Origin of the sequence: Novosphingobium aureum (assembly GCF_015865035.1) — a bacterium.
Classification (GTDB): domain Bacteria; phylum Pseudomonadota; class Alphaproteobacteria; order Sphingomonadales; family Sphingomonadaceae; genus Novosphingobium; species Novosphingobium aureum.
This window is the reverse complement of sequence record NZ_JADZGI010000004.1, coordinates 164651-188393: the sequence shown is the minus strand read 5'-3', so window position 1 is coordinate 188393 and position 23743 is coordinate 164651. Positions and strand designations below refer to the sequence as shown.

The following is a 23743-nucleotide window of genomic DNA, read 5'->3' as shown; positions in this document are numbered from 1 at the left end:
CTTGCCGGACAGCCCCCGGCCAACCTCGCGCACACTCCTGTCCAGCTCGCGCTCGCACGGAGAATGATAATGGCATCGAAGAAGCCGAACATCCTCATCCTGTGGGGAGACGACATCGGGCAGCACAACCTGAGCTGCTATTCGCACGGAGTGATGGGCTACAAGACGCCCAACATCGATCGCATCGCCAAGGAAGGCGTGCTCTTCACCGACTATTACGCCGAGCAGAGCTGCACCGCAGGGCGCGCGGCGTTCATCATGGGCCAGGCGGGGATGCGCACCGGCATGACCAAGGTCGGCCTGCCCGGCGCGGACCTTGGCATGCGCCCCGAAGACCCGACGATCGCGCGCATGCTCAAGAACCAGGGTTACCGCACCGGCCAGTTCGGCAAGAACCACCTGGGCGACCGCGACGAGCACTTGCCCACGATGCACGGCTTCGACGAGTTCTTCGGCAACCTCTACCATCTCAACGCCGAGGAGGAGCCCGAGCTTCCCGACTACCCGCCAGCAAGCGACTTCCCCGACTTCAAGAAGAACTACGGTCCGCGCGGCGTGCTGCACTGCTGGGCCGACGGCAAAGGCGGCCAGAAGATCGAGAACACCGGCCCGCTGACCAAGAAGCGCATGGAAACCGCCGACGAGGAATTCCTCAAGGAAGCCAAGCGTTTCATCAAGGAAGCGGTCGATGCCGACGAACCCTTCTTCGTGTGGTTCAACACCACGCACATGCATTTCCGCACGCACGTGAAACCCGAATACAAGGGCAAGTCGGGCCGCTGGCAGTCCGAGTACCATGACGTCATGATCTACCATGACGACTGCATCGGCGAGATGCTCGACTACATCGACGAACTCGGCGTGGCCGACAACACCTTCACGATGTATTCGACCGACAACGGCCCGCACCAGAACTCCTGGCCCGACGCCGGCACCACCCCGTTCCGCTCGGAGAAGAACACCAACTGGGAAGGCGCCTACCGCGTGCCGTGCATGGTGCGCTGGCCCGGCCAGATCGAGGCAGGCTCGGTGTGCAACGGCATCGTCTCCCACCTCGACTGGTTCCCGACCTTCGCCAACATGGCAGGCGCGGGCGACGTCAAGAGCACGCTCAAGGAAGGGGCGACGTTCGACGGACACAAGTACAAGGTCCATCTCGACGGCTGGGACCTGACCGGGTTCCTGACCGGCAAGACCGACAAGAGCCCGCGCCCGGGCTTCATCTACTTCAACGACGATGCCGATGTCGTCGCGCTGCGCTACGACAACTGGAAGATGGTGTTCCTCGAACAGCGCTGCACCGGCACGATGCAGATCTGGGCCGAACCCTTCGTCGAACTGCGCGTGCCCAAGATCTTCAACCTGAAGACCGATCCCTACGAGCGCGCGGACCGCACCTCGAACACCTACTATGACTGGCTGCTCGACCACACCTACCTGCTGGTCCCGGCACAATCGCTGATCGCCGACTTCCTCGGCACCTTCGGCGAGTTCCCCCCGCGCCAGAAGGCTGCCAGCTTCTCGATCGACCAGGTCATGGAGAAGATGGAGAAGGCCCAGACCGCCCAGCGCTGACGCGCCCGGCGATAAACCGCCGACACGCCAGCCCCCTGTCGGCTGGTCGAAGCCGTCCCGGCGCCCTCGAACCGGGGCGGCTTCTTGTTTCGGGTGCACAGACCTCGTCTGTCAGAAAAATTCCAAGTGCCCAAAAAGCCCGGATTCTTGCCATTTGACGCAGTGCACAAACGCCTGCCATAAAAATGTCATCGGCAAGGCAGCGCCGCGGTGGCGAGGCCGCCGACCATAAGAGACGGGTCGCAAACACCGTGTTCATCGACAATAGCACCCCCTACGGCGGGGGCGGAGAGCCGTGGGTTCCCGAATGCCGCAGTTGCCGCCAGATCATCGCGCAGGGCCAGAAGCAGGCACAAGTGCGCTTCGAGCGCCACGAAGACACGCGCCTGCAGGCGCTCAACGGGACCTATCACGAGGCCTGTGCCAAGCCGATCCTGAGCGTGAAGCGCGCCTACGACGCGATGCGCCGCTTCGGCGGCGGCTGACAAAAGGTTAGCTGACGAGGGGGTACCGGCTCGGCCGCGCCTGCGGCTGACAGGACGCCGGACTCGATCAGCCCCCGTGTCCCATGATCATCGCCGGTCTCGGGGTTATTTCCGATATCGGTGCCTTCGCGCGCATCTATGCTATGCCTCTCGAGACTGGGAGCCGCAGTGCTCTCGCGCGAAGAGGATTATGCATGGCCGAGACCCCGAACGCCGACACTTGCGCCGCCGAGCGTGAAACCGCCAGCGACAGCCAAATCGAAGGCATGGTCTGGGTCCCCGGCGGACGCTTCACCATGGGCTCGGACGAGCACTACCCCGAGGAAAAGCCGGCACGGCAAGTCGAGGTCGATGGCTTCCACATCGACCGCACCATGGTCACCAACCGCGAATTCGCCCGCTTCGTCGAGGCGACCGGGCACGTCACTCTCGCCGAGATCGCGCCCAAGGCCGAGGACTATCCCGGCGCCCTGCCCGAGCTGCTGCGCCCCGCCTCGCTGGTCTTCACGCCGACCGACGGCCCGGTGCCGCTCGACAATCACTTCAACTGGTGGTCGTGGTGCTTCGATGCCGACTGGCGCCACCCGCAAGGCCCCGGCAGTTCGCTCGAGGGGCTCGAGGATCATCCCGTGGTCCACGTCGCCCATGCCGATGCCGAGGCCTATGCCGCTTGGGCAGGCAAGGCGCTGCCGACCGAGGCGGAGTGGGAATTTGCCGCGCGCGGCGGGCTCGAAGGCGCCGAATTCGCCTGGGGCGACGAACTTGTGCCGCCGCAAGGACACCAGGCCAATACCTGGCAGGGGCGCTTCCCCTTCGAGAACACCGAGGAGGACGGCTATGCACGCACCTCGCCGGTCGGCGCCTACCCGGCCAATGGCTATGGGCTGCTCGACATGATCGGCAATGCCTGGGAATGGACGCAGGACTGGTTCTCGGTCAGTGGCAACGCGCCTGCCAAGCCGGTGAAGAGCTGCTGCGTGCCCAAGAACCCGCGCGGAGCCCGGCGCGAGGACAGCTTCGACCCGCGCACGCCCGACATCCGCATTCCGCAAAAGGTGCTCAAGGGCGGCTCGCACTTGTGCGCGCCAAGCTATTGCCGCCGCTACCGCCCGGCAGCGCGCCATGCCCAGCCGACCGACAGCTCGACCTCGCACATCGGCTTTCGCTGCGTGGTCCGGCCCGGCTGACCCGGCACCGCGGGCCCGCTGATCGAGGGAAAGACCCGGGGTTTCTCCCGAGACCTTCTCCAGACAAGCCCTGATTACGCCCGCCCGCACATCGGCCTAACACCGGGACAGATCATCGCGCGGGGGGACGACACAGCGCATCGCGGGACAGCCGTCGCCCTGACGCCAGACGAGGACCCGGCCGATGGAAGCACTCCCCCCGACACGCGCCCGCCTGCGCCGCTCCAGCACCCGGCCCATCGCCCTCGCCATGGCCAGCGCGGCCGCGATCCTGATCGTGCCCGCACAGGCCGGCGCCCAGACGCTGAGCGACGACTACTGGATCAACGTCATGGCCTTCGCGCCGAAGATCGACACCAACGTGCGCGTCCAGACCAAGACCGACACCATCGTTGGCACCGACATCGACTTCGAGAACGATCTCGCCATGGACAACGACGAGGTCCTGCCCTCGGTCTCCATCGGCTCGCGGTTCGGACGCGTCATCGTCAACGCCGACTTCTACAAGCTCAAGCGCAGCGGTTCGACTTCGCTGCGCCGGGACATCACCTTCGACGATGTGACCTACCCGGCCTCGGCGCAGATCGGCAGCAGCTTCGACAGCGACATCTACCGGCTCACCGTCGGCTACGCCTTCGTGCAGAACGAGACGCTCGAACTGGGCGCGGGTCTCGGCCTGCACGCCACCCGCTTCGACCTGTCCATCGAGGGCGAGGCCTCGGTCGGCTCTGCCGGTGCCTCGACCGAAGTGCGCCGCCGCGACTTCCTCGCTCCGCTACCCACGCTCGGCGCATTCGCCACCTATCGCCTCTCCGACAGGATCGAGGCGAACGCCCGCCTCGACTACCTCTCGCTCAAGATCGGCGACTACGACGGCAAGCTGGTCAATGCGCAGGCCTCGGTCAGCTACCAGATCGTGCGCCACGTCTCGCTCGGCGTCGCCTACCGCTACGTCGATTACCGCGTGGGCGTCGACAAGGACCTGTGGAGCGGACGGGTGCGCTACAAACTGCATGGTCCCGCGTTCATCCTGCAGGGATCGTTCTGAGCGAACTGGCCCCAATCCGAACCGCCAAGAAAAAAGGCCCGCAGCAACTGCGGGCCTTTTTCGTCTCGATTGCAAGGCGACAGGATCACCTGGTCGAAATGCGGATCACTCCCACTCGATCGTGCCCGGCGGCTTCGAGGTGTAGTCGTAGACCACGCGGTTGATGCCCTTGACCTCGTTGATGATGCGGGTCGCGACGCGGCTGAGGAAGGCGGCGTCGAAGGGGTAGATGTCGGCGGTCATGCCGTCGGTCGAGGTAACCGCGCGCAGCGCGCAGACGTTGTCGTAAGTGCGCCCGTCGCCCATCACGCCCACGGTCTTGACCGGGAGCAGCACGGCGAAGGCCTGCCAGATCGCGTCGTAGAGACCCGCATTGCGGATTTCCTCGAGGTAGATCGCATCGGCCTTGCGCAGGATGTCGCAGCGCTCGCGGGTCACTTCGCCCGGAATGCGGATGGCAAGACCCGGTCCCGGGAAGGGGTGACGGCCCACGAAGATCTCGGGCAGGCCGAGCTCGCGGCCAAGCGCGCGCACTTCGTCCTTGAACAGTTCGCGCAAGGGCTCGACGAGCTTCATGTTCATGCGCTCGGGCAGGCCGCCGACGTTGTGGTGGCTCTTGATCGTGACCGAGGGGCCGCCGGTGAAGGAGACTGATTCGATCACGTCGGGATAGAGCGTGCCCTGCGCGAGGAAGTCGGCGCCACCGATCTTCTTGGCCTCGTCCTCGAAGACGTCGATGAAGGTCTTGCCGATGAACTTGCGCTTCTTCTCGGGGTCGGTCTCGCCCTCGAGCCCCTTGAGGAACAGCGTCGAGGCATCGACGTGGACCAGCGGGATGTTGAAGTGCCCGCGGAACAGCGAGACGACCTGCTCGGCCTCGCCCATGCGCAGGATGCCGCCGTCGACGAAAACGCAGGTCAGCTGGTCGCCGATCGCCTCGTGGATGAGCAGTGCCGCAACCGCCGAATCGACGCCGCCCGAGAGGCCGCAGATCACGCGGCGGTCACCGACCTGCGCGCGAATCTCGTCGATCTTGGTCTTGCGGAACTCGGCCATGGTCCACTCGCCCGAAAGGCCGCAGACGTGGCGCACGAAGTTCTTGAGCAGCTTGGCACCGTCGGGAGTGTGCACCACCTCGGGGTGGAACTGCATGGCGTAGATGCGCTTCTCGTCGTTGGCGATCACCGCGAAGGGCGCGCCGGGCGAGGAAGCGACGGGACGGAAACCGTCGGCGAGCGCGGTAACCTTGTCGCCGTGGCTCATCCAGACCTGGTGCTTTTCTCCGACCTTCCACAGGCCGTCGAACAAGGAGCACTCGTCCTCGATCTCGATGAAGGCGCGGCCGAATTCGCCCGAATCGCCCAGCGTCACCTCGCCGCCGAGCTGATGCATGAGCGACTGCTGGCCATAGCAGATGCCGAAGATCGGCCTGCCGCTCTCGAGGATCACGTCAGGGATACGCGGCCCCTCGGCGTCAAGCACCGAGGCGGGCGAGCCCGACAGGATGATGCCGGCCGGATCCATCCGCTCGAAGGCCTCTGCCGCAGCAGTGAAAGGCGCGATTTCCGAATAGACGCCCGCTTCGCGAACGCGGCGTGCGATCAACTGGGTCACCTGGCTGCCGAAGTCGACAATCAGGACCGATTCCGTAGTCTGGATGCTCATGGCCGGCAGTTAGTCGGGCTAAAGCGCCCTGTCTAGTCGCAGTGACATCCCTTTCGAGATGGTTTTGACTTGGCCGCAAATGTGGCGTGAACTTGCTCCGGCAGGCATCGCCCCCTGCCGAGGCAGGCATCTTGCGGCCAAGTAGCTTGAAGCCCGGCACGAAGGGGCGTAGTCTCCAGCAACGAGCCGGAAACAATCCGGCCGTGCAAAAAATTGGAGGAGGATTGCCATGACCATCATTGGAAAATCAGTCGGATTCGCAGCAGCGCTGGGCGTTTGCGCCGTCGCCTTTGCCCTGACGCTCGCCTGAGCATACCGACCGCTTCGACATAACGGCCACATTGATGCCTGCGGGAACGGCGAGCGCCCTTCCCGCGGCGCATCGCACGGCAATGGCGAGGGCGACCCGGCGCGGTCGCCCTTGTTTTTTTTCGACCAGCGCCCCGCTTCTGCCCTCGCGCGCCCTGCCGGCACCTCGCACGCGCGCCCGAAGCTTGTGGAAAAGGGCTGGCCCGACAGCGGTTTTGCTTGGGTTTGACAGGCCGCGACCCTATAGACTGGAGCATGGCTACTGAACCCGAAAACGGCACCGGCGCGCAGGCGAGCGGCGGCCAGCCCGAAAAGATCAAGAACGGCAACTCCTACGGCGCGGATTCGATCAAGGTCCTCAAGGGCCTCGACGCCGTGCGCAAGCGCCCCGGCATGTACATCGGCGACACCGACGATGGCTCGGGCCTGCACCACATGGTCTTCGAGGTTTCGGACAATGCCATCGACGAGGCGCTCGCGGGCCACTGCGACCTCGTCCTGATCGAGCTCAATGCCGACGGTTCGGTGTCGGTCGAGGACAACGGTCGCGGCATCCCGACCGACATCCACGCCGAGGAAGGCGTCTCGGCGGCAGAAGTCATCATGACCCAGCTCCATGCGGGCGGCAAGTTCGAGAACACCTCGGACGACAACGCCTACAAGGTCTCGGGCGGCCTGCACGGCGTGGGCGTCTCGGTGGTCAACGCGCTTTCCGAATCGCTCGAGCTGACCATCTGGCGCGACGGCAAGGAGCACTGGATGCGCTTCGAGCACGGCGATGCCGTCGGCCCGCTGGTGGTCAAGGGGCCTGCGCCCAAGTCGGATCGCAACCCCGACGACAACGGCTTCAAGAAGGGCACGCGCGTCACCTTCCAGGCCAGCCACGACACCTTCAAGAATGTAACCGAGTTCGATTTCGACAAGCTCGAACGTCGCTACCGCGAGCTCGCATTCCTCAACTCGGGCGTGCGCATCAAGCTGCGCGACCTGCGCGGCGAGGAACCGCTCGAGCACGACCTGTTCTACGAAGGCGGCATCGGGGCTTTCGTGCAGTATCTCGACCGCACCAAGCAGGCACTCATGCCCGACCCCATCGCGATCACCGCCGAAAAGGACGGGATCGGCATGGAAGTGGCGCTGCAGTGGAACGACTCGTACTACGAGAACGTCCTGTGCTTCACCAACAACATCCCGCAGCGCGACGGCGGCACCCACCTCGCCGCCTTCCGCGCCGCGCTGACGCGCACGCTCAATGGCTATGCCGAGCGTTCAGGCCTGCTCAAGAAGGAGAAGGTCCAGCTCTCGGGCGACGACATGCGCGAGGGCCTCACCGCGATCGTCTCGGTCAAGCTGCCCGACCCCAAGTTTTCCTCGCAGACCAAGGACAAGCTGGTCTCCTCCGAAGTGCGCCAGCCACTCGAGAGCCTGATGGGCGACAAGATGAGCGAATGGCTGGAGGAAAACCCCGCCATCGCCAAGACCATCATCCAGAAGGTGATCGACGCCGCCGCGGCGCGCGAGGCCGCCAAGCGCGCGCGCGAGCTGACCCGCCGCAAGGGCGTGATGGACATCGCCAGCCTGCCCGGCAAGCTCGCCGACTGCCAGGAGCGCGATCCTTCCAAGTGCGAACTGTTCCTGGTCGAGGGCGACTCGGCAGGCGGTTCGGCCAAGCAGGGCCGCGACCGGCACTACCAGGCGATCCTTCCGCTCAAGGGCAAGATCCTCAACGTCGAGCGCGCACGCTTCGACCGGATCATCTCGTCGAAGGAAGTCGGCACGCTGATCCAGGCCATGGGCACCGGCATCCGCGACGACTTCAACCTCGACAAGCTGCGCTACCACAAGATCGTCATCATGACCGACGCCGACGTCGACGGTGCGCACATCCGCACCCTGCTGCTGACGTTCTTCCATCGCCAGATGCCCGAGATCATCCGCGCCGGGCACCTCTTCATCGCCCAGCCGCCGCTCTACAAGGTCGCCAAGGGCCGTAGCGAAGTCTACCTCAAGGACAATGCCGCGCTCGACCGCTACCTCGTCGAGGGCGGGCTCAGCGGCCGCGTGCTCGAGACCACCGGCGGCGCGCGCACGGGTGCCGACCTCGAGAACCTGGTCGAGCATGCGATCCGCCTGCGCAACCTGATGGGCTTCGTGCCGCGCCGCTACGACACCGGCATCATCGAGGCGCTCGCGCTTGCAGGTGCGCTCGCACCCGATCTCTCTGCCGCCGAGCGCGAGGCCGCCTATGCCCGCGCCGCCGACTGGCTCGGTCGCTCGGACAGCGAGGCCAGGTGGACCGTTCGCCTTTCCGAGGCAGGCACGCTCGAGGTCGAGCGGCTGTGGCGCGGTGTCACCGACCACCACAAGATCGAGGCCGCCTTCCTCGTCAGCGCCGAGGCACGCAAGCTCTCCAAGCTCGCCGCCGAACACGCCGATGTCTACGAAGGCACTGCCCGTCTGGTGCGCGCGAGCGCGAGCGCGATCAGCGACGAGGCCGAGGGCGAGAACGAGGGTGACGAGGGCGAGGGTGCAACGCAGCGCCCGGTCGCCGATGCCGACGCCATCGCACGCCCGAGCCAGCTGCTCGACAAGGTGCTTGCCGCAGGCCGCAAGGGCCTCTCGGTGCAGCGCTATAAGGGCCTTGGCGAGATGAACGCGGAACAGCTCTGGGAGACCACGCTCGATCCCGAGAACCGCGCCCTGCTGCAGGTCAAGGTCGAGGACGCCGACGTCACCGACGAGATCTTCACCCGCCTGATGGGCGATGTCGTCGAACCGCGCCGCGACTTCATCCAGGAAAACGCGCTCAACGTCGCCAATCTTGATATCTGACCCTGCATCCAGCAGGCCCCGGACTTCGGGCATGGCGCAGCTTCACAATGCGGCGCCATGCTGAAGTTCCTCGAGGGCGGGGGCCGGATGGCGCAGGCCATCATGGAGCATGACTGGACGGGCAATCCGCTCGGCCCGCCCGAGGACTGGACGGCGACGCTCAAGACCACGGTCGCGACCGTTCTCGCCTCGCGCTTCCCCCAGTGCATCGTCTGGGGCGATCAGCACACAACGATCCCCAACGACGCCTTCCTGCCGATCCTCGGGCACAAGCCGCCTGCGCTCGGCACCCCGTTCAGTACGGTCTGGGCCGAGGTCTGGAGCGACATCGGCCCCATCGTCGAGCGCGCCTACGCGGGCGAGCCGACCTACATCGAGGATTTCGGCCTCGTCATCGACCGCGAGGGAAGGCCCGAGAACGCCTGGTTCACCTTCTGCTACGGCCCCGTGCGCGACGAGACCGGCAAGATCGTCGGCATGATCGACACCGTGATCGAGACCACGCCCGCCGTGCTCGCGCGCCAGCAATCGCAAGTCGTCGCACAGGAACTCGTGCACCGCGTCAAGAACGCGCTCTCGGTCGCACAGGCCATCGCCTCGCAGACCCTGCGCGGCGACATTTCGCTGCTCGATGCACGCCATCGCCTCGAGAGCCGCCTCCAGGCCATGGCCCGCACACACGACATCCTGATCAGGACCGACTGGAGCGAGGCCGACGTGCGTTCGATCATCGCCCATATCCTCGCCCCGCACATCGAGGGCGAAGGCCTCGTCACGATGAGCGGCCCACGCGTGGTGCTGACCGGACGCCAGACGCTCTCGCTGGCGCTCGCGATCCACGAACTCGGGACCAATGCCGGAAAATATGGTGCGCTGAGCAGGCCCGAGGGACAGGTCCAGATCACCTGGACAAAACCCGAGACGGGCGACGACAGCTTCGTGCTGGACTGGATCGAGACTGGCGGGCCTGCAGTCACCGCACCCGAGAGAACCGGCTTCGGGACCCAGATCCTGAAGCGGATGCTGCCTTCCGACTTCTCCGGCACGAGCACGCTCGACTACCATGTCGACGGCCTGCGCTTCAGGCTGACGGCGCCCGGACACGCCCTGCCCGCCCATACTGCGCCCGAAGCTGGACCCGAGGCAGGCTGATCGCGCGCCCTGCAACCGGAACAGCTGCCGTTACGAGACGTTTTGGCTCACATGGCGACGAAAAAGACGGACACCGCGCAGGGCAAGAGTTCAACGCGCAAGGGCTCCAGCAACAGAAGCGCAAAGGGTAGAGGCTCGGCCTCAAACAAGCCGCACTCCAAGCGCAACGGGCACTCGCGGGCCGAGGCCTACCAGCGCCTTGCCGAGCGCTATGCCTCCGAGGCTGCGGTTGCGCTGCCGACCTTCCTGAGCGGACAGGCTCGGCGCGAGCACGTGCGCGCGACGATCCTCGAAGACCACGCAGAGCGCCTCGAGGGGCACTCGCAAGGCACCGACCTCAAGTTCCGCGAGCTGGCCAGGGACCTCTACAAGTTCTTCCGCGGCACCGCGCTGGTGTTCTACCGCGACATAGCAGGTTCCGACGCGGCGCTGCCCAAGGTCCTGCTTCTTGGCGACGTGCACCCGGGCAACTTCGGGGTCATGCCCAACCGCGACAACGTGCCGATCTTCTCGGTCAACGACTTCGACGAAGTCACTTACGGCCCCTTCACCTGGGACCTCAAGCGCGGCGCGACCGGGTTCTTTCTTGCCGCCAAATGCGCAGGCGGCCTGAAGAAGAAGCACCGCCGCTCGATCGCGGGCTGCTTCCTGCGCGGCTACATTGAGGGCCTGCGCCATTTCGCCGAGCACGAGACCGAGACGCGCGAGGTGATCCGCATCGACAATGCCCCGCCGGTCATCGCCGGCCTTTTCGAAGAGGCCGAATGCAGCCGCGACGCCTGGCTGCGCAAGAAGCATCAGGGCGAACAGCGGCGCGGCTTTCGCGCAACAAAGAAGCTGGAACCGGTCTCCTCGCGCATCGAGGAGTTCCAGGGTTACATCGACGAACTCGCCAAAACCAACGGCATCGAGCGGGGCGGACGCTGCGCCGACCTCAAGGTCAAGGACGTCGCCGTGCGGCACGGGGCGGGCACTGCCTCGCTCGGCCTTGCACGCTTCTATGTCATGCTCGAAGGGCCGAGCGGCGAGGGCAGCGACGATCTCATCGTCGAGTTCAAGCGCGCGCGCGACAGTGCGCTCGACGGTGTAGTGCCGACCGACGATCTCGATCCGGGTGAACTGGCCGAACGCATCGCGCAGGGCCAGCGCATCCATCTGCCGCACGGCGATGCCTTCTACGGCGCGGTCGAGATCGAGGGGAAGAGCTTCATGTCGCGCGAGAGGGCACCCTTCCGCGACGACATCGACCTCGAGGACCTCGATCTCGACGAATGGCACGATTACGCCGATGCCTGCGGCTTCTCGCTGGCACTGGCGCATGCGCGTTCGGACGATGCCGGGGCGATCGACTACGACGTCGAGCCCGCGATCCTCGAGGCGATGGAGCCGCACGAGCTGTTCGTCGACGACATCGTGTGTGCTGCGGAGGAGACCGCGCGACGCATCAAGCACGACTGGAAGGCCTACAAGCGCGATTTCGAGCTCGGCGGACTTTCGCGCAACGCGCTCGGTCGGCTCTGAGCGACGCTTGCGCTTCGACGCGCGCGCGACCATACCTTGCGCCCATGCGTAATCGAATTGCTCCGGCACTGCTTGGTGCCCTCCTCGCCTCAGCCACTCCGTTCTGCGCCGGCACGGCCTTCGCCGCCAACGGCGATACGGTGCAGACCCCCGCTCCGATCCTGACCTCGCCCGAAGCGAAGGACGTGTGGACCCACGCCCGGCCCGAAGTGGCCCGCGTGACGCACGTCTCGCTCGACCTCGACGTCGATTTCGCGACGTACACGCTCGCCGGCAGTGCCACGCTCGACGTGCTGGCCGCGCCCGGTGCCAGCCAGATCGTGCTCGACGTCAAGGATCTCGACATTTCGAGCGTCACCGACGGTCAGGGCAAGGCACTTGCCTACACGGTCGGCGAAAAGGACGACGAGGACCTTGGCTCGGCGATGACGGTCGAGCTCGCCGGGGCGAAGCAGCTGCGCATCGCCTATCGCACTTCGCCCAAGGCCTCGGCGCTGCAGTGGCTGCCGCCCGAGATGACCTTCGGCAAGAAGAAGCCCTACCTCTACAGCCAGGGCCAGGCGATCCACAACCGTTCGTGGGTGCCGACGCAGGACAGCCCCGGCATCCGCCAGACCTGGGACGCGACCTTGCGCGTGCCGGGAGATCTGGTCGCGGTGATGAGCGCGGAGAAGCTCTCGGGCGACAAGGGCGAGAAGCTGCCCGACGGGCGCCGCGCATTCCGCTTCCGCATGGACAAGCCGGTTCCGCCCTATCTTATCGCCTTCGCGGTGGGCGATCTCAGGTTCAAGTCGCTCGGGCCGCGCTCGGGCGTGTGGACCGAAGCGCCGATGCTCGAGAAGGCGGCGAGCGAATTCGCCGACGTCGAGAAGATGATCACGGCCGCCAGCAACCTTTACGGTCCCTACCGCTGGGGCCGCTACGACATGCTGCTGCTGCCCCCTGCCTTCCCCTATGGCGGCATGGAAAACCCCATGCTGACGTTCCTGACGCCGACCATCGTCACCGGCGACCGCTCGAACACCGACGTCGTCGCGCATGAACTGGCGCATTCGTGGTCGGGCAACCTCGTCACCAATGCGACATGGTCGGATTCGTGGCTCAACGAGGGTTTCACCACCTACTTCGAGAACCGCATCATGGAAGCGCTCTACGGCAAGGAGCGCGCCGCGATGTACGCCGATCTCGACTGGGACGGGATGATGCGCGACATCGCCGAGATGGGTGAGCCGCTCGGCACCGGCATGACCGCACCCGGCTCGCGCCTCCACGGCAGCCCGGGCGATGGCCAGCTCGACTATACCAAGGGCTCGAACTTCCTGCGCATGCTCGAGACGCAGCTGGGCCGCAAGACCTGGGACGCCTACCTGACGTCCTATTTCGACCGCCACGCCTTCCAGCCCCAGACCACCGCAGGCTTCCTCGCGGACCTGCGTGAACATGTGCTCAAGGGCAAGCCCGAGCTCGAACTCTCGCTCCAGCTCGACCGCTGGGCCTATGCCGCGGGCGTCCCCGAAAACGCCGTCCACGTGAAGAGCGAGACGCTGGCGCAAGTCGACGAACTGCTGGCCGCTTTCGCGGCGGGCGGTCCGGCGAGCGCGATCGATACGCAAGGGTGGAGCACGCAGCAGTGGCTGCGCTTCCTCAACGGCCTGCCGCGCGAGATGAGCGAGGCGCGCCTTGGCGAGCTCGACAAGACGCTCGGCCTCTCGACTTCCGAGAACGCCTACGTCCAGTCGGCCTGGTTCGAACTGGCCATCGCCAACCGCTACGAACCCGCCCTTCCCGCCATGCGCGCCTATGTCTCGCGGATCGGTCGCGGCCTGCTCGTCTACCCGATCTACAAGGGACTGATGAAGCAGGGCGAATGGGGCGCGACCATCGCGCGCGACTTCTACGCCGAAGCCAGAACCACCTACCATCCCGAGACCGCTGCCGGGATCGGCCGGATCGTCGCGGGCGAGTAACGATCATGGGCCAGCGTTTCGGAACGGCGCCAGGCGCCGAGGACTTCGCGGCGCTGGCCCAGGCCGCCTTCGCGCGCATTCCGGCGCCCTTCGCCGAACATCTTGAGGGCATCACCGTCCACATCGAAGAATTCGCCGACACTGAAACGCTGCGCGCGGTGGGGCTGGAGGAGCCGTTCGAGTTGACCGGGCTCTATCACGGGCGGCCGATGGACGAGGAATCGATCTGGACATCGGGCGAGTTTCGCCCCCGCATCACGCTCTACCGCCAGCCGCTGCTCGCCGAATGGTGCGAGACCGGCGTCGCGCTTGAGGACCTCGTCACCCATGTCGTCGTGCATGAGGTCGGACATCACTTCGGGCTTTCCGATGCGGACATGCACGCGCTCGAGGACGCCGCGCGCTAGGCGCGGCAGTCACTACTCAGCCAGAGCGGACGAAGCAGAGCATTCGAAGATTGAATGGAAGGCGTCAATTGCCTGTCACAATCCAACGGGATAGAGCAAACCAATGACCAGCCTCCGCCCCTGCCTCCCTCATCGTCGTCCGCTGCGCAGGCTCGCGCTGCCCCTCGCCCTGATCGCCATGGCGTCTGCCTGCGCGCCGGGTCCCGGCAGCGTGGAGAGCGCGTCTTCCGCGCCTGACGCCCGGACCGGCCCGGTCGAGGTCGGCGTGCTCGCCTTCAACGACTTCCACGGCAACATCGCCCCGCCCAAGACGACGACCAGCTGGCCCGACGGCAAGGGCGGGACAGTGCAAATTCCCGCGGGCGGCGCGGCCTATCTCGCCTCGGCGCTCGATGCCCTGCGCAAGGATTTCCGCTATAGCGCCACCGTCTCGGCGGGCGATCTCATCTCCGCCTCGCCGCTCGCCTCCTCGCTGTTCCTCGACGAGCCGACGATCGGCGTGATGAACCGCATCGGGCTCGACTTCAACGCGGTAGGCAACCACGAGTTCGACCGCGGACGCAAGGAACTGCTGCGCGTCCAGAACGGCGGCTGCGAGAAGAATACCCTGCGCGAGCCGTGCCAGCTCGAACAGTTCGCGGGCGCCGGTTTCAAGTACCTATCGGCCAGCACCTATACCGAGGACGGCAAGACGCTGTTCCCCGCGACCGGCATCAAGAGCTTCGGCGAGGGCGCGCGCAAGGTGACGCTGGGCTTCGTTGGCCTCACCCTCAAGGGCACCAGCGAACTGGTATCCCCGGGCGGGGTCAAGGGCCTGACCTTCGGCGACGAGGCCGAGGCGATCAACCGCGCGGTCCCCGTGCTCAAGGCCGAGGGCGCCGACGCGGTGCTGGTGCTGATCCACCAGGGCGGCGCGCAAAGCGATACCAGCGATCCCAACGCCTGCACCGGCTTCTCGGGCGACATCCAGCCGATCCTCGACAAGCTCGATCCGCGTGTCGACGCGGTTATCTCGGGTCACACCCATCAGGCCTACGTCTGCCACATGCCGCGCGAGGGCGCCGCACCGCTGCTGCTCTCGAGCGCGGGCTCCTATGGCCGCCTCGTCACCAGGATGACGCTCGAGATCGATCCGGCCACCGACAGGCTCGTCTCGATCGAGGCCCGCAACCTGCCGGTGCAATCCGCCGCCTACACCACATCGCGCGGAGAGGTCGCCCAGAGTGACCTTGCCCCGCGCTACGCCCCGCGCGCCGATGTCGCAGCCTACGTGAAGCGCTATCAGGACGCGGCCTCGGCCTATTCAGACAGGCCGGTGGGCCATCTTGCCGGGCTCGCCACGCGCCACTGGGACGACAACCAAGCCGAGGGCGGGCCGGGCGGCGCCGTCGACCAGCTAGTCGCCGACGCGCAGCTTGCAGCGACCCGCGACGCCGGGGCGCAGATCGCCTTCATGAACACCGGCGGCGTGCGCGCGGACCTCGATCCGGGCAAGGACGGGGTCGTCACCTTCGGCCAGATCTACACCGTCCAGCCCTTCGGCAACACCGCGGTGACCCGCACCTATACCGGCGCGCAGATCCTCGAGGTGCTCGAGCGCAGCGTCGGCGACGAACAGGCGGGCAGCATGCTGGTGCCCTCGCAGGGCTTCACGTATGCGGTCGACATGGCGAAGCCCGCAGGCAGCCGCGTCACCGCCCGCTTCGAGGGCAAGCCGCTCGATCCGGCGACATCCTACCGCGTCACGGTGAACTCGTTCATCGATCAGGGCGGCGATGGCTACGCCACGCTCGAAAAGGGAAGCGACCCGACCATCGGCGGACTCGACCTCGACGCGCTCGAGGCCTGGCTCTCGGCGGTGCCGATGCGCGCCGTGCCCGCCAGCCCGCGGGTCACCGTCAAGGGGCGCTAACTGCCCCTTGCGCCGTCTGCCGGGTCTAGCCGAAGAGCCAGTGCCCGAGCAGGCGGTCGAACGGGAAAGTGAAAAAGCCCGCGATCAGCAGGGCGCCGATGATCAGCCCGCGCACCGTGCGGCGGTGGCGGTAGACATCGTGCCGGCGCGCCGAGACCACCAGCACCGGCACCAGCACGACGGTGAGCAGCGTGAGAATGTGGATCGGGCCGAGCTGCCCGGGATGGGTGAAGCGCAGGAAATAGCTGGTGATCGCGGTGACCATCATCGCCGCGCTCCACAGGTAGCCGAGCTGGCGGTGGCGCCGCGTACCGCGCACACGCCACAGCAGGACCGGTGTCAGCACCAGCGCCAGGGCAATGGTCGCGAGATGCAGCCACACCGTCGCCGGGATGGTGCGCCACTCGTCCATCCCGCGCAGGACCGCGGCGACGATGAAGCCAAGCATGGCCAGCGCGAGCCAGCCGAGCAGCTTCTCCAGCCTGTCGGGCGCGATCGATTCTGCGCGCGTCCGCGCGCTCAGGGCCTCAGAAGCCCGCGCCATCGGGCCAGTCCGGCGAAGCAAGACCCATGACCTTGAACAAGGCGCCCATCTGACCCTCCTCGATCAGCCGATCCTTGGCTGCATGCAAAGCTGCCTCGTGCTGCGGCGCGACCTTGGCCAGTGCCTGCGCACGCGCCTCGATACCGAGGCTGCGCAGGAAGCGCCCCTGCGTTACCGTCCCAAGATGCCGCGCCCCGCGCGATAGCGCGACGTTGGCCGCCGAGGCAAAGTCGACGTGGCAGGTAAGGTCCGCCTCACCCGGATTGGTGAAGGGGTCGACGCGGCTATGCGCCTTGAGCGCCTGAAGCGTGGAGCCGGTACGAAAGCGGTCGTGCCCGTAATCGATGAGCAGTGCGGCCCCGCCCTGATCGACGAGCCTGCCCGCGATCTCGTAGACCGCGGCAGCAGCCGCCGGACAGGTCTCGATCAGCGTGCCCTCGGGGCTGTCCTTCAGTTCGGCAGGGATCGCCGCGTCCATCGGCTTGTCACCCGCGACCGGCACGAAACGCCCTTCGCGCCAGTCGACGAGCCGCTCGCGCCAGCCCTCGGCCATACGCACCAGCTGGCGCACCGGCAGCGCGTCGAGAAACTCGTTGCCGACCATCAGCAGCGGACCGCGCATCGGCAGGCTCGACATGTCGGCGTGCCAGCGTGCCTGCGGAACGGCGGCCAGCTGGACGTCTTTCAGCGCAGTCGACCCCTCGACGAAGTGGACCTGCGGCTCGAGACCGTAGCGCTTCATCGCACGCAGCGCATCGCGCGCGAGCGTGCCGCGTCCGGGACCGAACTCGACGTAGTGCACGCTCTCGTCGCGCCCGGCGCGGATCCAGATGTCAGCCAGCCACAGCCCGATCAGCTCGCCGAACATCTGGCTGATCTCGGGCGCGGTGATGAAATCGCCGCCGCTGCCGAGCGGGTCCTTGCCATCGTAGTAGCGCGCGTTGGACTCGCCCATGTAGTGCTGCAGGGTGATCGGCCCGTAATTGGCGATCAGGCGCTGGAATATCTGGCCGAGCGGTTCGTCGCCGTGCATGCCGCTGCTCATTGCCCTGTCGTGCCCCTTCGTCGCGATCAGGCCGGTGCCGTCTGCGCGCCGCTGCCAAGCGCCGGACGCGCGATCGCGCGCGCCACGACGACAAGGCCGAGCAGGATCAGCGGGATCGTCAGCCACTGGCCCATCGAAAGCCCGGTCTGGTGTGCGAAATCGGCCAGCTGGGCATCGGGTTCGCGGTAGAACTCGACGACGAAGCGCGCGCAGGCGATGCCGGTGGTGAACACGCCGACGAGCAGCCCCGGGCGAAACCGGGCGCGCGTCTTCCAGAACAGGAACAGCATGATCACGATCAACGCCAGGCCTTCCAGCCCTGCCTCGTAAAGCTGGCTGGGGTGGCGCGGCAGCTGGTCGGGCGCATCGGGGAAGACCATGGCCCAGGGCACGTAGCCGGTCACCACGCGCCCCCACAGCTCGCCGTTGACGAAATTGGCGAGCCGTCCGAACAGCATGCCGAAGGGCACGCAGACCGAGACGTAGTCGGCGACGCGCAGGAACGCGAGGCCGTTGCGCCAGGAAACCCAGGCCATCGCCAGCAGCACGCCGATCAGCCCGCCATGGAAGCTCATGCCTCCGTGCCACAGCGACATCAGCTCCGAGGGGTGGGCCCACAGGCTCGGAATGCCCGTATCGCCGCCGGTGTAGAACGTGGCGTAGCCGAGGCGTCCGCCGAGGATGATGCCGAGCGTGCAGTAGAAGAACAGGTCGTCGGCATGGCGCTGCGCCATCGGCGCGCCCGGCTCCTTGAGCATGCGGCTGATGTGCCAGTAACCGAGGATGATGCCGGCGAGATAGGCGAGCGAATACCAGCGCAATTCGAAGCTGCCGATCCGGAACAGGTAGTTGCGCAGACCCAGGTCGACCCAGTAGATCGGCTCGTGCATCTGGGCGCCAGCGGCTGCGGCAAGAGTTGTCAGCGACGTCAGCGACAAGGAGCGGACCTCTTCGATTCGTTACGGGATGCAATCAGGCGCCCCTGCCCGCCCTCTCGGTGGGCACGAAGCGACACTGCGCGCCTTCTGGCATAGCCGCAGGCGCGATGGTAGGTGCCATTTGCCCCTTTCCTTGCGAAATGCGGCGCATCGCATGGCGATTTTGACGCTTTTCACGGCTTTCGGCGACTTCCCCTTGTCTTGCTTGCGGTTTAGAAGCCGCCTGCCATGAGTGTGATCCGCATACCCTCTCCCCGTTCGGTCATCGACCGCCGCGAACTCGTCCAGACCATCGACAAGCTGGTCGAGGCCTATGGCCCTGAAAAGGCGCGCCGCTTCGTCGTCGAGGTCCTGCGCACCTCGCTCGATCAGGGCCGCGCCGAAATCGCCAAGCGCCTGCACGACAAGCCCTCCGCCGGGCACGAGGTTGCCGAGGCACAGGCGTTCCTGATCGACCAGATCCTGCGCGTCATGCACGATCACGTGGTCAACCACGTCTATCCCGCCACCAACCGCTCGAAGGGCGAGCGCCTGACCATCATGGCCGTCGGCGGCTACGGACGCGGCGAGATGGCGCCCCATTCCGACGTCGACATCGCCTTCCTCACCCCGATCAAGAACACCCCGTGGTGCGAGCAGGTGATCGAGGCGATGCTCTATTTCATGTGGGATCTGGGGCTCAAGGTCGGCCACTCGAGCCGCTCGCTCGACGACATGGTGCGCATGGCCAAGTCCGACCTCACCATCCGTACCGCGCTGCTCGAAGGGCGCTACGTGTGGGGCGACCAGGACCTCTACGAGGAGGCGCGCGTGCGCTTCTGGAGCGACGTCGTCTCGGGCACCGAGCGCCAGTTCGTGGTCGAGAAGCTGGCCGAACGCGACGAGCGCCACAAGCGCATGGGCGACAGCCGCTACGTCGTCGAGCCCAACGTCAAGGAGGGCAAGGGCGGCCTGCGCGACCTGCACACGCTCTACTGGATCGGCAAGTACATGAACCAAGTGCGCAACCCGGGCGAGCTGGTCGATGCCGGGCTGTTCACGCGCAAGGAATTCCTCGCCTTCCGCCGCGCCGAGAATTTCTTCTGGGCGGTGCGCTGCCAACTGCACACGATCACCCGCCGCGCCGAGGACCGCCTGACCTTCGACCTCCAGCGCGAAGTCGCGACGCGCATGAACTATGCCGACCGGCCGGGCAAGAGCGCGGTCGAGCGCTTCATGCAGATGTTCTTCCTGCAGGCCAAGGTCGTGGGCAACCTCACCGGCATCTTCCTCGCCCAGCTCGACGAACAGGTGGCGAAGAAGCAGCCGCGCGGCCTGCTTGCCGGTTTCAAGGCCAAGGAGCGCACGCTCAAGGGCTACAAGATCTTCGGCGGGCGCATCAAGGCGCCGAGCGAGGACTGGTTCGAGGCCGACCCGGTGCGCATGATCGAGATTTTCGTGCTCGCCGACCGCGAAGGGCTCGAGGTTCACCCCGCGACCATGCGCCAGATCCAGCACGACGCCGCGCTGATCAAGGAGGAAGTGCGCCAGGACAAGCGCGCCAATGCCCTGTTCCTCGAGCTGCTGACCTCGCGCAACAATCCCGAGACCGTGCTGCGCTGGTTCAACGAGGCGGGCGTCTTCGGCCGCTTCATCACCGAATTCGGCCGCGTCAACGCGCAGATGCAGTTCGACATGTACCACCACTACACGGTGGACGAGCACACGATCCGCGCGATCGGTCTGCTCTCGAAGATCGAGAAGGGCGAGCTGGGCGATGACCACCCGCTTGCGCACGAGATCGTGCACAAGGTCCATTCGCGCCGCGCGCTCTATGCCTCGGTGCTGCTCCACGACATCGCCAAGGGACGCGGCGGCGACCACTCGATCCTGGGCGCCGAGATCGCGCTCAAGCTGTGTCCGCGCTTCGGCTTCGACGAGGACGAGACCGAGCTGGTCTCGTGGCTTGTACGCCAGCACCTGCTGCTCTCGGCAACCGCGTTCAAGCGCGACCTTTCCGATGCCAAGACGATCATGGACTTCGTCGAGAAGATGCAGTCGCTCGACCGTCTGCGCCAGCTCACCTTGCTGACCATCGTCGACATCCGCGCGGTTGGCCCCGGCACCTGGAACTCGTGGAAACGCCAGCTCATCACCGAACTCTATGGCGCTGCCGAGGAACGCCTGCGCCTCGGCCACGCCCAGTTCGGCCGCGCGCACCGGGTCGAGGCGAAGAAGGCGGCTGTGCGCGCGCTCTCTGCCGAGGACGCGGCGCTGGTCGAGAAGGTCGGCGGCAAGTTCAACGACGCCTACTGGATCGCCGAGCCCGAGGACATCATCGCCAAGAACCTCGCGCAGCTGCTCGCCGCCGACGACGAGCCGCTATCGATCCAGACCGAGTTCTATCCCGCGCTGGGCGCGACGCTGGTAACGGTGATCGCCTCGGACCACCCGGGCCTGTTCTACCGCATCGCTGGCGGCATCCACCTTGCCGGCGGCAACATCATCGACGCGCGCATCCACACCACGAGGACCGGGCGTGCGGTCGACAACTTCATCGTCCAGGATCCACTCGGCCGCCCCTTCCAGGAGGATACGCAGCTCGAGCGGCTGCGCGGTTCGATCGAGAACGCCCTCGCCAACCGCATCAAGATCCTGCCCCAGCTGGTCGCCAAGCCCGAGATCCATCCGCGCGCCGACGCCTTCGACGTGCGCCCGCGCGTAATCTACGACAACGGCGCCTCGAACCGCTTCACCGTGGTCGAGGTCAATGCCAAGGACCGCCCGGCACTGCTCAACCGCCTTGCCCATGCGCTGTTCGAGGCCAAGCTGATGGTCTATTCGGCGCACATCGCGACTTACGGCGAGCGCGCCGCCGATACCTTCTACGTCACCGACCTGCTCGGCGAGAAGGTAACCTCGGCCAACCGCCTCAAGGCGCTCGAACGACGCCTGCTCGAGGCAGCAAGCGATGCAAGCGGAGAGAACGAGGCCGCTGCCTGAGCGCAGCTCCGGCAGCCGGGCTCCAAAAAATCCATGGCAAGCCGGTCGCTACGTTGAAATAGCGACCGGCAGACCCCACATGCTGCATCGCAACATGCATCGTCATGTCCGTGCACCGTGTTGAGGGAGCTGCCATGAACAGCCACGACCCAAGGCTCGCCATCCCCGAAACCGCGCGCCGCGAGGGCCCGCCCGAGCGCAGCGATACGCGTACCGTGCTCGTCCTTCAGGGCGGCGGGGCACTCGGTGCGTACCAGGCCGGGGTCTACGAGGCGCTCGCCACCCACAACATGCGGCCCGACTGGGTCAGCGGCATCTCGATTGGCGCGATCAATGCCGCGATCATCGCCGGAAACCCGGTCGGCAAGCGGGTCTCGACGCTGCACAAGTTCTGGTCGCGCGCGTCTTCCGAATTGCTCTACAAGCTCGACGAGCCGATCGGCTTCGCCCGGCGCACCTTCAACGAGGTATCCGCGCTCTACGCCGCGACGCTTGGCATTCCCGGTTTCTATACGCCGCGCTTCCCGCCACCGCTGACCGAATGGCCTGCCGAGTTCGGCCAGCTCAGCTTCTACGACACCGCCCCCTTGCGCGACACGTTGCTCGAACTGGTGGATTTCGAGCGGATCAACCGCGGCGAGACGCGCCTCAGCGTCGGCGCCGTCAACGTGATGAGCGGCAACTTCGTCTACTTCGACAACTTCGAGCGCAAGATCGGCCCCGAACACATCATGGCGAGCGGCGCACTGCCGCCCGGCTTCCCGCCCATCGAGATCGACGGCGAATGGTACTGGGACGGCGGGCTCGTCTCCAACACGCCGCTGCAATACGTGCTAGACAACCGCTCGCAGGCAGGGATGGACGTGTTCCAGATCGACCTGTTCTCCTCGCGCGGGGAAGTACCGCGCACGATGGCCGACATCGCCCAGCGCGAGAAGGACATCCGTTTTTCCAGCCGCACCCGCCTTGGCACCGACATGTCGCGCAGGCTCCAGCACTTGCGTGCCGCCGCGCGCCGCCTCGCCGACAAACTGCCCGAGGACCTGCACGCGGACCCCGATCTCGCAGAGCTGCTCTCGTGCCAGCCCGAGGGCCCGGTCGCGGTGATGCACCTCATCAACCGTCCGCGTGGGTACGAGACCAATTCCAAGGACTACGAGTTCTCGCGCATGACCGTCGACGAGCACTGGGGCGCGGGCAAGGCCGATGCGCTGTTCTCGCTCGACCATCCCGACTGGACCGGGCGCAAGCTCGCACCTGACGAGATCATCACCTTCGACCTTGCCTGCGAGCGCGAACGCGGCAAAGTTGGCTGAAAGCCACGCAGGGGAAACAGTGCCTTGCACATAACACCCTTGGGCGGGGTGCAAAGGAGAGAGAGACCGAGATGAAGCTCAAGGACAAGGTTTGCATCGTCACCGGCGCTGCCAGCGGGATCGGCCACGCGATCGCACGCAAGTACGCCTCCGAAGGCGGCAAGGTCGCCATCGCCGACCTCAACGAGGATGCCGCGCAGAAGGCCGCCGACGAGATCACCCAGACTTACGGCACCGAGGCGATGGCCGTCGTGATGGACGTGACCAGCGAGGAGCAGGTCGAGGCGGGCGTGAAGGCCGTCGTCGACAAGTGGGGTACGGTCGACGTGCTCGTCTCCAATGCCGGCATCCAGATCGTCAACCCGATCGAGCAGTTCAAGTTCGACGACTGGAAGAAGATGCTCGCGATCCACCTCGACGGTGCCTTCCTGACCTCCAAGGCCGTGATCCCGCACATGTACAAGCAGGGTTCGGGCTCGATCATCTTCATGGGCTCGGTCCACTCGAAGGAAGCGAGCAAGCTCAAGAGCGCCTACGTCACTGCCAAGCACGGCCTGCTAGGCCTCAACCGCGTGATCGCCAAGGAAGCAGGGCCCAAGGGCGTGCGCTCGAACGTGATCTGCCCGGGCTTCGTGCGCACCCCGCTGGTCGAGAAGCAGATCCCCGAGCAGGCCAAGGAACTGGGCATCTCCGAGGACGAAGTCGTGAGCAAGGTGATGCTCGGCAACACCGTCGACACCGAATTCACCACGGTCGAGGACATTGCCGAAGTCGCGCTGTTCTTCGCCGCCTTCGAGACCAATGCGCTCACCGGCCAGTCGCTGCTCGCGAGCCATGGCTGGGTGATGGAATAAGCGC

The 23743-nt window shown here is 66.1% G+C and carries 17 protein-coding genes; 13 read left to right on the top strand and 4 right to left on the bottom strand.

Annotated features, from left to right (window positions below):
• Positions 1-69 precede the first annotated feature (69 nt).
• The 4 genes from I5E68_RS17900 (at position 70) to I5E68_RS17885 (ending at position 4295) form a co-directional block, all read left to right on the top strand.
• Positions 70-1575 (top strand): arylsulfatase, encoded by a 1506-nt coding sequence (locus I5E68_RS17900; RefSeq protein WP_197166722.1) that lies wholly within the window; start codon positions 70-72, stop codon positions 1573-1575.
• 251 nt (positions 1576-1826) lie between these two features.
• Positions 1827-2060 (top strand): hypothetical protein, encoded by a 234-nt coding sequence (locus I5E68_RS17895; RefSeq protein ID WP_197166720.1) that lies wholly within the window; start codon positions 1827-1829, stop codon positions 2058-2060.
• Positions 2061-2326: 266 nt separating this feature from the next.
• Positions 2327-3247, top strand: a complete 921-nt coding sequence (locus I5E68_RS17890; RefSeq protein WP_197166894.1) for a formylglycine-generating enzyme family protein — start codon at positions 2327-2329, stop codon at positions 3245-3247.
• A gap of 184 nt (positions 3248-3431) precedes the next feature.
• Complete coding sequence (locus tag I5E68_RS17885) at positions 3432-4295, top strand: porin family protein (protein ID WP_197166718.1); 864 nt, start codon at positions 3432-3434, stop codon at positions 4293-4295.
• A 105-nt stretch (positions 4296-4400) separates the two neighbouring features.
• On the opposite strand, the gene guaA is transcribed toward I5E68_RS17885, so the two are convergent.
• Positions 4401-5960 (bottom strand): glutamine-hydrolyzing GMP synthase, encoded by a 1560-nt coding sequence (gene guaA, locus I5E68_RS17880; RefSeq protein WP_197166715.1) that lies wholly within the window; start codon positions 5958-5960, stop codon positions 4401-4403.
• A gap of 564 nt (positions 5961-6524) precedes the next feature.
• Between guaA and gyrB the strand changes: the two genes are divergently transcribed.
• The 6 genes from gyrB (at position 6525) to I5E68_RS17850 (ending at position 16060) form a co-directional block, all read left to right on the top strand.
• On the top strand, positions 6525-9101 hold the full coding sequence (gene gyrB, locus I5E68_RS17875; protein WP_197166713.1) for a DNA topoisomerase (ATP-hydrolyzing) subunit B: 2577 nt from the start codon (positions 6525-6527) through the stop codon (positions 9099-9101).
• A gap of 57 nt (positions 9102-9158) precedes the next feature.
• Complete coding sequence (locus I5E68_RS17870) at positions 9159-10253, top strand: sensor histidine kinase (protein ID WP_197166710.1); 1095 nt, start codon at positions 9159-9161, stop codon at positions 10251-10253.
• Positions 10254-10304: 51 nt separating this feature from the next.
• Positions 10305-11774: a DUF2252 domain-containing protein gene (locus I5E68_RS17865; protein ID WP_197166708.1), complete on the top strand. Its 1470-nt coding sequence runs from the start codon at positions 10305-10307 to the stop codon at positions 11772-11774.
• Between the two features lie 44 nt (positions 11775-11818).
• A complete protein-coding gene (locus tag I5E68_RS17860) occupies positions 11819-13741 on the top strand; it encodes a M1 family metallopeptidase (protein WP_197166706.1) in 1923 nt (640 codons plus the stop codon).
• A 5-nt stretch (positions 13742-13746) separates the two neighbouring features.
• Positions 13747-14148, top strand: coding sequence for a metallopeptidase family protein (locus tag I5E68_RS17855; RefSeq protein ID WP_197166704.1), 402 nt, complete (start codon positions 13747-13749; stop codon positions 14146-14148).
• Between the two features lie 103 nt (positions 14149-14251).
• Positions 14252-16060 carry a bifunctional metallophosphatase/5'-nucleotidase gene (locus tag I5E68_RS17850; protein WP_197166702.1) on the top strand — a complete coding sequence of 603 codons (1809 nt, stop codon included), beginning with the start codon at positions 14252-14254 and terminating at the stop codon, positions 16058-16060.
• 25 nt (positions 16061-16085) lie between these two features.
• Here the strand turns inward: I5E68_RS17850 and I5E68_RS17845 are convergent, their stop codons facing one another.
• Genes I5E68_RS17845 through lgt form a run of 3 tightly spaced genes read right to left on the bottom strand, consistent with a single transcriptional unit; the run spans position 16086 to position 18539 of the window.
• On the bottom strand, positions 16086-16604 hold the full coding sequence (locus tag I5E68_RS17845; protein WP_197166700.1) for a DUF2306 domain-containing protein: 519 nt from the start codon (positions 16602-16604) through the stop codon (positions 16086-16088).
• Positions 16588-17649 (bottom strand): class I SAM-dependent methyltransferase, encoded by a 1062-nt coding sequence (locus I5E68_RS17840; protein ID WP_197166698.1) that lies wholly within the window; start codon positions 17647-17649, stop codon positions 16588-16590. Before I5E68_RS17840 ends, I5E68_RS17845 begins: the two co-directional genes overlap by 17 nt.
• Positions 17650-17675: 26 nt before the next feature.
• The gene (lgt, locus tag I5E68_RS17835; protein WP_197166891.1) at positions 17676-18539 is read right to left on the bottom strand and encodes a prolipoprotein diacylglyceryl transferase; all 864 of its coding nucleotides are present in this window, start codon (positions 18537-18539) and stop codon (positions 17676-17678) included.
• A 276-nt stretch (positions 18540-18815) separates the two neighbouring features.
• Between lgt and I5E68_RS17830 the strand changes: the two genes are divergently transcribed.
• The 3 genes from I5E68_RS17830 to I5E68_RS17820 all read left to right on the top strand — a co-directional run bounded on the left by I5E68_RS17830 (position 18816) and on the right by I5E68_RS17820 (position 23739).
• Positions 18816-21569 carry a [protein-PII] uridylyltransferase gene (locus I5E68_RS17830; RefSeq protein WP_197166688.1) on the top strand — a complete coding sequence of 918 codons (2754 nt, stop codon included), beginning with the start codon at positions 18816-18818 and terminating at the stop codon, positions 21567-21569.
• Positions 21570-21703: 134 nt separating this feature from the next.
• Positions 21704-22885, top strand: coding sequence for a patatin-like phospholipase family protein (locus I5E68_RS17825; protein ID WP_197166677.1), 1182 nt, complete (start codon positions 21704-21706; stop codon positions 22883-22885).
• Between the two features lie 71 nt (positions 22886-22956).
• A complete protein-coding gene (locus I5E68_RS17820; protein WP_197166675.1) occupies positions 22957-23739 on the top strand; it encodes a 3-hydroxybutyrate dehydrogenase in 783 nt (260 codons plus the stop codon).
• The last annotated feature ends 4 nt before the right edge of the window (positions 23740-23743 follow it).